Here is a 9,476-nt window from a genome sequence, read left to right on the forward strand (position 1 = left end):
AAAATTGGATAGTGAGGGGTGCGTTAATAAAAAGCCGATCTATCCAACCGAAGACACTGCTAATATGCACGACATGTGGAAATAATGGGTTTAAATCAAGACCATTGTGGGTGTACATCCAGTGCCATGAATCGCCACTTGCACTGGACCCACCGAGTGCATTATAGGAATACATATCAGAGACTGGTTTGATTTTGAATAGGAAAACCAAAACAATTTTAGGAAGTGTTAAAAGGGTTAATGCTGCAACCAGCCATCCGACATACTGTTTGGAAAGCCAGTAGGATGCTCCCCAGATCAAAGCAAAAAGGCCGATTGAAATAATGATGCCAATAATAAGAATCGGCTTTTCAGGGTAAATCAGCTGTTGTTGGTCCGCAAAATACCCCGAAATAGTCATGATCAAATAGAACAGTAGTAATCCAATAGTTAAAAGGCGGATGATCCAGTGGCTTGTCATTTTTAATGTATGAATCATTTGGAAACCTCCTCTGAATGGTCGTGTGAAACGGTGTGCGCTGTTTTCACCCAATTATTTTGTCCAGTAAGTAGTCGCCAAAGAGAGATAAAAGGAATCGGTACCAAGCGCCAGATATAAAGTAAATTTCCCAAAGACATTTTAAGACTGTTCATAAAATTGAATTTTTGATGATCTGTTAAATGCATTCGAAAGGCTGCAATCGTCATAATTGCGGATGTTACTACTCCAAAAATCAAGATAATTGCGATAATACCAATTGTTTCGGAATAATTATGAATTAGTAAAAAATACATCGTTATGATAGATTCGAAAGCCCCAATTGAAAAAATCATTGAGCCAAACGGAATCAGCATGAACAACAATAGGTTTGCTTTTAGTCTTGAGGGAATATGGTGATTGATAAAAATGCGTTTGCCGTAGGAGAAAAGACACTGCATACCGCCCTGGCACCAGCGGGTTCGTTGTTTAACCAGCGCTTTATAAGTCGTGACAGCTTCCTGGGGCATTAAAACATTGGGTAAAAAGCCACCATAAAACCCCTTAAAGAAGCCGTTAATGGAGAATTCCAAATCGTCTAATAGAGAGGAATGCCATCTGACAGCACTAGCCATTTCCAAGGTCATGAATTGACCGTTACCACTAGCCATTGCAGAACCAAAGTCCATTCTTAAGACTTGTTCCAGATAGTTTGAGACCTGAAATTCAAAGGCTTGCATGAGGGTCAGAAAAGAAGTTTGATTGGAAATGCCAATTCCCGTTTGAATGAGATCATAATTTGAGTTTGTGAAGCCCTTATAAATTTGTGCCATGATTTGGCTATTGGGCTGGCTATCGCTATCAATGACACCGATAATTGTCCGTTGGGGCGCCATCGATCGTGTTTCAACCCATTCCAAGGCACTGTTTAAGGCCATTCCCTTTCCTTGTTGGGCATTTGGAAATTGACGAAAAATTACTTTCAAGCCCGAAAGGTTCGAAAGTAATTTTAGTTTTTGGGTGGTGCCATCATTTGATGCGTCATCGATGACCACTAAAGTGGTTTTAATTGGGAGACTGTTAAGTAAATCTAATAGAACATTAACGGTTTTGACGATTGTGTTAACTTCGTTGAGGGCAGGTACAAAAATGAATAGATGATCAAAACTTCTGATCGGATCATTTGTATAATGTTGAATATCATGTTTATCGCGCAATGCTGTAAATAAGTTCCAAATGCCAAATCCCATGGCGTCCAATAGTGATATCCACAGTAATAAATAAATAGTGATAAAGATGAAGTTAACCCCCTTAATATACATAGCATGTTCACAATTAACTTATGGTTGATAAAGTTTTACTCAATACATTAGTTTACCATGTCCAGCGATATAATTGAAAGGTTGATCTTTAATTATGAATGAGATCTATTTACTTATGACCATTTTTTAAGGGACATTTTTGTAGGTGTTCACAAAAATAACCGAACTTACTGGTTTGACCAACTTGTTATGGTAGGATTATCTAGACGGATATCCACTAGCAATCACAAGAACACCTTCTTTTATAAGATTACTAGTCTCAATCAATTTCTTAATCGACGGTAACGTTTTTTATTTTTGATAAGGGTATCTGCTTTAAGTGACTGGCTTTATGCAGCCACTTTTTTTGTGACAGTATAAAGTTCAGGATATATTAAATATGGTTTATTCTTACTTACTAGAGAAAAGTAAGAAAGTTCAATCTAATTTGTCGATAACCAACTATTTGAAGTTAATCCTACTATAATAGGAAGTAGAAGGAGGAATGACGTTTATGAAATTACCAGATCTGATTCTCCAACTTCAATTGTCATTTGAGGATTACAACCAAGCAGCCAAAAAGCAGGGCTTGGATGCCTATTATATTGAGGATTTGAATGGCATGGCAACGATTCACAGCAGTCGTACCAAATTATACTTTGAGATTCCCCGTGATTTACCAAAGCTAATGGAGCACCTCAAAGCGAGCGCTCAAACCAATGAGTGCACAATGGGAACTCTGGCGGATTTGGAAAAGATCGAGAAGCGATTAGTGGCAGGACAGTCAAGCCGGTAGGCTCAATTGAACAGATTCAATGTCGTTCCGAAATGCGTTGCGTTTTCGGAACTTTTTTGTTTACCGTTATTCTTCAAAATTGATCATTTATCCCAAAATGAAAATTATTTGAACGCTTTTATCGAACTTGTTTAATCATTGCAATGGTAATACTACCAATGATTTCCATGTAGACAGCGAAGATAAAGATTGCTTGATAACCATGGTTACGGAAACAAGCATGGGAGCAGAAATTGGCCTAATGTGTTGGTCAGGTTGATTGGATCGAGACTCTTACAGGTAGTATCGGATGATGGGTAAACCATCCCTCGTTAGGGACCACCATCAACGAGGGTTTATAATTCATTTCCGAAGGCGGAAATGATGGCACAAACAATGGGAATAGAATAGTTGCATTCAAGGCGAAGGTGACGATTACAACCATCAAAATTTCAATTGAACGATGTAAGGCATCCGTTTGCCAAAACGTGAGCGGGTAATATTTTAAAAGACTATGAGTGGAACCAGGGGGGGAATTATGAATTCGAGGTAAAATAATGATATATTTTTATTTACGTATCGAAATTTAGCATTTAAACATCTTTTAAATTCATCTTATTTTTTTGAAAATAGTCTAATATCCTATTATGCTTAATTCAGTAAATGAATTTCTTTAGTGAGAAGTGACTAACAATGCGAATTGGCTTTATTTCGGATCTGCACATTGACTTTAATCGGCGACATCATTTTATTGCGGTTGTGGTTGAACTGGTTAAGAAAGAACGGCTTGATCACTTGGTTATCATGGGTGATACGGCCAATGGACTTGAGAGGAATCTGGCATTTGATGATGCACTTTCACAGTCACTTGAAATTCCCTTTCACACGCTGGTTGGCAATCACGATTTATATGTATCACATCCCCGTGAGAAAACTGTTTCAACGATTCAACAACGTTCAAGAGATGCTTATCATCAGTTAGACGAGTCACCATTTTCACTGACACAGCACCCGCTCTTGACGAAAAACTGGGTTATTACCGGCATTAACGGCTGGTATGATTACACTTTTGCAAAAGGGTTCAGTGACAATCGGGGATCAATTCTTGCCAATAACTGGGTGGCTAAACATGTCTGGCCGGATCAGTTATACATTAACGGTAATCAGATTAATTACCGTCGTGATCGTGACTGGGTGACCAAACAAATCTTTGATTGGCAGCATCAGATTAACCAAATGCAACTGGGATCAAGAAAGCTTTTGGTGGCGATGCATATGTTGCCGACAAAACGGTTGGTCAGAGAGATGCCAGTGCCGTTTTACGATCGGTTCACGTATCAATTGGGAAGTGAACGGTATCGCCAACTCTTCGAACAGAACCACGTCAAGGTGGCACTTAGTGGCCATTCTCACATGCCCAATGTTATTGATTATCGAGGAATCCACTATCAAAACGTTTCGCTGGGATATGACTTTCAGTGGCAGAATCCGGCCGATGCGTTGGGTGAACTTCAACGGGTAATGTTTGTTTTGGAGGATGGGTGAGATGAAAAAATTGGAAACTTTGTGCTGTGATGCGGCCTTCTTTGTGGCGAAGTGGTTGCATATTCACCGAAGAAAACATTATTAATGACGATTATAAGACGGCTCCGGCAGCTTCGTTGATAGAATCAGCGAAGTCACCGGAGCCGTTTAAGGTTTAAATTATCAAATTAATTTTGTGCTGGTACCGGTCGTTCTTCTTGAGTCTTTGAGGTAGTCGATTTCTTCAAGCCGATTCCGGTAAAGCCACTTAATAGCGAGAAAACCGGGCAGAGGAGACTGAAGAAAACAAATGGCAAGTATGAAATAGTTGGGACACCCAGAGTATTTGCAATGAAGACACCGCCAACGCCCCAAGGAACCAAGTAGTTCAAGACAGTACCACCATCTTCAAGGACCCGTCCCAGAGCGGCACTAGCCAAACCTCCGTTATTAAAGGTTTGTTTGAATGCCCGCCCAGGTAAAATGATAGATAGGAACTGTTCACCAACAAAGATATTCACACCAATGCAGGCAGCCAGTGCGGCTGTAATTAATTTGGCAGAACTATTTAGTTTGGTTGATAACGGCGACATGACTGCGCTGATCAAACCGAAGTGAACGAGCAGTCCGCCAAGCGATAAAGTCAACACAATCAAAGCCACCGTTGGCATCATACTGACAATCCCGCCACGGGATAATAACAAGTTGACTTCAGAATTGGACGTTTTTGCGACAAAGCCGTTCGTAATGATGTTACTTGCTTTAGTTATATTTAATTGGGGATTGTTCATAAACATCATGGCTGCCGATACAAAAATATTGAGAAGCATGGTTGGAATTGCGGCCATCTTGAAAGCGGCACAAATGAAAACGAGTGCAATTGGAATCAATGCGATAATTGAAATGTGAAAATCATTGTTCAAGGCAGCAACCGTGGTATTGATCTTAGCCATATCGGCGTGATTATGTCCCATTCCCAAAAGGGCAAAGACAATTGTCGAAATCGTAGCTGCCGGAATAGTTGACCAGAGAATGGTTTTCATATGGTTGAAGAGATCTGTGTCAACCACTGCGGCAGCTAAATTATTGGTCTCGGATAGCGGCGACAGTTTATCACCAAAAATACCACCGGCGATAATGGCACCGGCCACCAATGCAGGGTTGAAATTCATTGTGACGCCGATACCGAAGAAGGCAATGCCGACGGTTGAGACAACCGTAAAGCAGCTGCCGACCGCTGCACCAACCAAAGAACAAACCAGAAAGACCGTCGGTAAAAACCACTGTGCACTAATGGCCTTAAACCCGATTACCATCAGCGTTGGAATTGTGCCGGCAGCGATCCAGGTACTGATCATCGCACCGATCAAAATAAAGATCACAATCGGAATGATACCCTTATCAATACCGTCTTTAATTCCGGCATTGATTTCATGCCAGTCAAAACCCCGAGTCTTTGCCCAAAAGATGGCGACTGTAATTGCTAATAAAACCGGCACTTGAGGTGATAGGCCAAAGCCGATCACGCCGATGCCCATAATTGCTAAAATAATCATTAATACGATTGATGCTTCAACTAAACCTAATTTACTTTTTGTCATCATGTTAACCTCGTTTTATTTTTTAATGTTTTGAATTTATTTATAAAACTTGGTCAATCAATATCGCGCCAAGCCCCCATTAGTTGTTTCTTTCATCGTCAACAGTCCTTTCTGAAAACAAAAAATCGTCCCTATTACACTTAAATGTAATAGGGACGATTCGTTTACCGTGGTACCACCCAACTTGTGCACGCAAAAGCATACACCGCTCACTAGAAGATAATGGATTCTAGTTATTGACCATTGTCGATGATATTACGGTATTTCGTCTGCCTTATCCTGATTGGTTCGCAGCAACCACCAACTTCCTGACACCCAGATAAGGAACTACTTCATGTAAATCGACTTTAAATATTGTAGATAGTATAAGACGGGGAAGAAAAAATTGCAAGTGTTAGTCTACCCGTTCTGTTAAGAAACTGGTTTCACCCGTCAGAATCCGAACCGTTTCCTGGGCAATGACATCCCTGGAAACAAATCTCAGACGTTTGAAATAAAGGCTTAAGGTCAGAGCTTTTGCGAGATTTTCCAGTAGACGGGTTGTCAGTTTCGAGCTGTCAGTCACAATCCCGGGGTAAACGACAACCGAATTTTGGGGCAGCAAACGAGCCATATCTTTTTCAACTTCCAGTTTGGCTTTTATGTAAGGTGCCATGAAGAACGGACCATAGTTTGCAGAGACAAATAAGAAATGCGTCTTTTTGGGATTGTCCGATGCGATGTTTTGTCGATGAATCGTATTAATTAAAGATTCAGCCGGTTGGATACTATTTTTCCAGTAACTGGTTTTGGTCAGTGGATTTGGAAATAGAATCCCAACGCAGTCGATGACCCAATCGCTTTTAGCGATGATTTTTTCCCAATGCCCCGGTTGGGAAACGTCACCTTTAAGCCATTTAACGTTTGGTAGCGTCACTTGTTTATCAGGTCGGCCGCTTCTCGAAATACTGTAAAGCTCAAAGTCGTCGAATTGACTTAATTCTTTCAGCATGCCGCTGCCGACAAAGCCGTTACCGCCAACAACAGTGATAATCATTAATCGTCCATCCAATCTTAATTGTTTAGTAGGGGGAAATAAAATCAGTCTCATTTTCCGTTTTTGTGTTTGTGGTGCGATGGTTATACGTGATGCTAAAGAACTTCCTATCATTCTACACTACGTCATCACTCATTTCATCTCGAAATGAGAAAAATCTTGAAGAACGTTTTTTAAAAAAGTGTTTTGATCAATTTGGTGGTGTAAAATGATTATTGGTGATAATGATCAAATTGCGATCACTGAAACGTTGATGAAGGGGAGTATTACGATGGATCAAAAATTTTTAGATGTCATGAAGCATGAGGGCCCTGCCACAATTGTAACCATTAATGCGCAACCAGCCCACGTTGTTAATACCTGGATGTCATACGTCCAGGTAACAGACAAGCAATTGCTGATTCCGGCGGCCGGCATGCACAGCATAGAGCAGGATTTTTCAACTGACAACCACGTGATTATAACGGTTGGGAGTAAAGAGGTCGAAGGTACCCAGGGACCCGGTGCCGGCTTTCACGTTTATGGGACCGGCCAATTCTTAACATCCGGTGATGACTTCGATACAATGAAGAAGAAATTTCCTTGGATTACCAGAGTTTTGAAAGTCGATATCGATAAGATTGAACAAAAAATTTAAATCAAAGTCGCCAAAGCAGCTTATGTTGTTTTGGCTTTTTCTTTTTGGAAAAGCTTCTTTGACTGAAGCCCGCTTCAATTGGCGTTATGATAAGTCTGTAGCAAAATGAAGAAGGGAATGATCAGAATTGAAAGCAATTGTGATTGATCAGCCGGGCGGTCCTGAACAGTTAAAGTTAAAAGATGTTCCAACCCCTCAGACAAAACCGGGGTGGAGTTTGATCAAAATCAAAGGTTTTGGTATCAACAGGTCGGAAATCTTTACCCGTTTGGGCTATTCGCCCGTTAAGTTTCCCCGAATCCTGGGCATTGAGGGCGTCGGGATTGTTTCAAAATCGACGGATTCCATACGACTTCCCGAAGGACAAACCGTTATTTCACTCATGCATGGCATGGGACGTGCTTTTGATGGCAGTTATGCAGAATATGCATTACTACCCAACGACAGTATTTATCCGGTTGAAACCCAGTTATCTTGGCCTGAACTGGCTGCATTACCGGAAACGTTTTATACGGCTTATGGATCATTACTAAATATGAAAGTCAAAACGGCTAAAACGTTACTGATTCGTGGAGGTACCAGTGGCGTCGGGGTGGCTGCCATGAGGCTTGCCAAGGCAATGGTCCCGGGAATCAGGGTTGCCGGAACAACTCGAGATCCCGAAAAATTTGCCCGAATGAAAGCAGCCGGTTATGATGATACCCTTTTGGACGATCAGCGACGGCTTCAAACAGAAAACCATTTTGATGCCATTCTGGAATTGGTAGGCCCGGATACATTGATGGATTCCTTAACCCATTTGAACGTTAACGGGATTACCTGTTTCACCGGTGAATTAAGCGGCATGGACGATGCCCGATGGACGGTTGCCGATTTTGATCCGTTTGGGATTCCTGCAGGGGCTTATTTGACCCACTTCAGCTCTGATACAGCAAATGCATCCGATCTAAATGATCTGATTAAGCTTGTCGAGACCCACCATATTGACATTAAACCGGCAAAAATATTTGATTTGGTTCATACCAGTGATGCGCAAGCAGCTCTTGATCAAGCAGATAGTTTTGGAAAAGTGGTCGTGGTTAATAGTGACTACTAATGGTTAAGTCGATTAAAAGGAGACTGGGGCAAATTGAATTTGCCCCAACCTCCTCTTTTTTATGATAGGCAGCTAATTGTTTGTCGCTTTAGTGGCCAAAAAGTTTAAAACGCTTTCCGAATTTAAATAGCCGATCACCTGACTGTCCCTTCTAACAGCTAACTGCTGATTTTGAGCAAGCAGCTGATAACAGTCGCCCAGTGTCCGGTCTCCTTCAACAGAAGTGACCGGTAACTTCTTAAACGGGGTTTTTCTTCCATACCCGGCCAAGACCAACCGGCGAATATAGACGTTTTCGATTTTGTGGGCTTCGCTGCCGTTGAACAGTGTTTTAACATAGTCGTTGCTTGGGTGTCGGACAAGGTTATCCGGTGTATCCAGTTGAATAATGTGCCCGTCTTTGACGACGCCGATTTGCTGCCCCATTTTTAATGCCTCGTTCATATCATGGGTAATAAATAAAATGGTGTTGTTAAAATGTTGGTGGATGGAAAGCGTCAGGTTCTGCAACTGCTCGCGTGATACAGGGTCAAGTGCACTGAATGGTTCGTCCATCAAAATCAGGTCGGGCTTGGTACCAAATGCCCTGATGATGCCAACCCGCTGCTGCTCGCCACCCGATAATTCGTTGGGATATTTTGACAGATAACCGATTGGCAACTTTGCCGCAGCCATCAATTCTTTAATCGTTTGGTCGACTGCAGTCTTTGACTGGTGTTTGATTTCAGGCAGCAGTGTTAAATTTTGCTTGATTGTCATATTAGGAAAAAGAGAAATCTGCTGGAGAACGTAGCCCATGTTTAATCGAATCTTTCTCAAATTCTGATCGTTTAGCGTTAGTCCGTTGACTAAAATGTGTCCACTTACGGGTTTAACTAATCCGCTGATGGTTCGCAGAATAGTTGTCTTACCGCCACCGGATTCGCCAACCAGCACCATGATTTCGTGCGGATAAACCGATAAGGACAAATCATCAATTGCTTTTTGCTGATCATAAACGACAGAAATATTTGAAAGTTGAATGACTGGTGTATTCGGCATATGATCAC

At 41.5% G+C, this 9,476-nt stretch carries 8 protein-coding genes and 1 pseudogene; 4 read left to right on the forward strand and 5 right to left on the reverse strand.

Annotated features, from left to right (window positions below):
- Both HMPREF0519_RS13930 and HMPREF0519_RS09670 read right to left on the reverse strand, forming a co-directional pair.
- Nucleotides 1-478, reverse strand: a pseudogene (locus tag HMPREF0519_RS13930) (hypothetical protein); the annotation flags it as partial.
- Nucleotides 475-1,779 carry a glycosyltransferase family 2 protein gene (locus HMPREF0519_RS09670; protein WP_003635790.1) on the reverse strand — a complete coding sequence of 435 codons (1,305 nt, stop codon included), beginning with the start codon at nucleotides 1,777-1,779 and terminating at the stop codon, nucleotides 475-477. The gene HMPREF0519_RS09670 and the pseudogene HMPREF0519_RS13930, both read right to left, overlap by 4 nt.
- Nucleotides 1,780-2,272: 493 nt before the next feature.
- Between HMPREF0519_RS09670 and HMPREF0519_RS09675 the strand changes: the two genes are divergently transcribed.
- A complete protein-coding gene (locus tag HMPREF0519_RS09675; protein WP_225429142.1) occupies nucleotides 2,273-2,554 on the forward strand; it encodes a hypothetical protein in 282 nt (93 codons plus the stop codon).
- 672 nt (nucleotides 2,555-3,226) lie between these two features.
- The gene (locus HMPREF0519_RS09680; protein WP_003635792.1) at nucleotides 3,227-4,078 is read left to right on the forward strand and encodes a metallophosphoesterase; all 852 of its coding nucleotides are present in this window, start codon (nucleotides 3,227-3,229) and stop codon (nucleotides 4,076-4,078) included.
- A 167-nt stretch (nucleotides 4,079-4,245) separates the two neighbouring features.
- Here HMPREF0519_RS09680 and nhaC read toward each other — a convergent pair whose 3' ends face one another.
- Together nhaC and HMPREF0519_RS09690 are read right to left on the reverse strand one after the other, a co-directional pair.
- On the reverse strand, nucleotides 4,246-5,661 hold the full coding sequence (gene nhaC, locus HMPREF0519_RS09685; RefSeq protein WP_003635793.1) for a Na+/H+ antiporter NhaC: 1,416 nt from the start codon (nucleotides 5,659-5,661) through the stop codon (nucleotides 4,246-4,248).
- A gap of 391 nt (nucleotides 5,662-6,052) precedes the next feature.
- Nucleotides 6,053-6,694, reverse strand: coding sequence for an NAD-dependent epimerase/dehydratase family protein (locus HMPREF0519_RS09690; protein ID WP_035462284.1), 642 nt, complete (start codon nucleotides 6,692-6,694; stop codon nucleotides 6,053-6,055).
- Nucleotides 6,695-6,902: 208 nt separating this feature from the next.
- On the opposite strand from HMPREF0519_RS09690, the gene HMPREF0519_RS09695 reads away from it, so the two are divergent.
- Both HMPREF0519_RS09695 and HMPREF0519_RS09700 read left to right on the forward strand, forming a co-directional pair.
- The gene (locus tag HMPREF0519_RS09695) at nucleotides 6,903-7,331 is read left to right on the forward strand and encodes a hypothetical protein (RefSeq protein ID WP_003635798.1); all 429 of its coding nucleotides are present in this window, start codon (nucleotides 6,903-6,905) and stop codon (nucleotides 7,329-7,331) included.
- Nucleotides 7,332-7,470: 139 nt separating this feature from the next.
- Nucleotides 7,471-8,427: a zinc-binding dehydrogenase gene (locus HMPREF0519_RS09700; RefSeq protein ID WP_003635801.1), complete on the forward strand. Its 957-nt coding sequence runs from the start codon at nucleotides 7,471-7,473 to the stop codon at nucleotides 8,425-8,427.
- A gap of 72 nt (nucleotides 8,428-8,499) precedes the next feature.
- Here HMPREF0519_RS09700 and HMPREF0519_RS09705 read toward each other — a convergent pair.
- Nucleotides 8,500-9,476 (reverse strand): ATP-binding cassette domain-containing protein (locus HMPREF0519_RS09705; protein WP_003635803.1); only part of this gene is annotated, 977 nt, incomplete at its 5' end.

The sequence above is a fragment of the Lentilactobacillus hilgardii DSM 20176 = ATCC 8290 genome, assembly GCF_000159315.1.
Taxonomy (GTDB): Bacteria; Bacillota; Bacilli; order Lactobacillales; family Lactobacillaceae; genus Lentilactobacillus; species Lentilactobacillus hilgardii.

Bases quoted from the DNA above. Each gene is read 5' to 3' on its own strand.
- HMPREF0519_RS09670 (WP_003635790.1), bottom strand. From the start codon at position 1,779: ATGTATATTAAGGGGGTTAACTTCATCTTTATCACTATTTATTTATTA.
- HMPREF0519_RS09675 (WP_225429142.1), top strand. From the start codon at position 2,273: ATGAAATTACCAGATCTGATTCTCCAACTTCAATTGTCATTTGAGGAT.
- HMPREF0519_RS09680 (WP_003635792.1), top strand. From the start codon at position 3,227: ATGCGAATTGGCTTTATTTCGGATCTGCACATTGACTTTAATCGGCGA.
- nhaC (WP_003635793.1), bottom strand. From the start codon at position 5,661: ATGATGACAAAAAGTAAATTAGGTTTAGTTGAAGCATCAATCGTATTA.
- HMPREF0519_RS09690 (WP_035462284.1), bottom strand. From the start codon at position 6,694: ATGATTATCACTGTTGTTGGCGGTAACGGCTTTGTCGGCAGCGGCATG.
- HMPREF0519_RS09695 (WP_003635798.1), top strand. From the start codon at position 6,903: ATGATTATTGGTGATAATGATCAAATTGCGATCACTGAAACGTTGATG.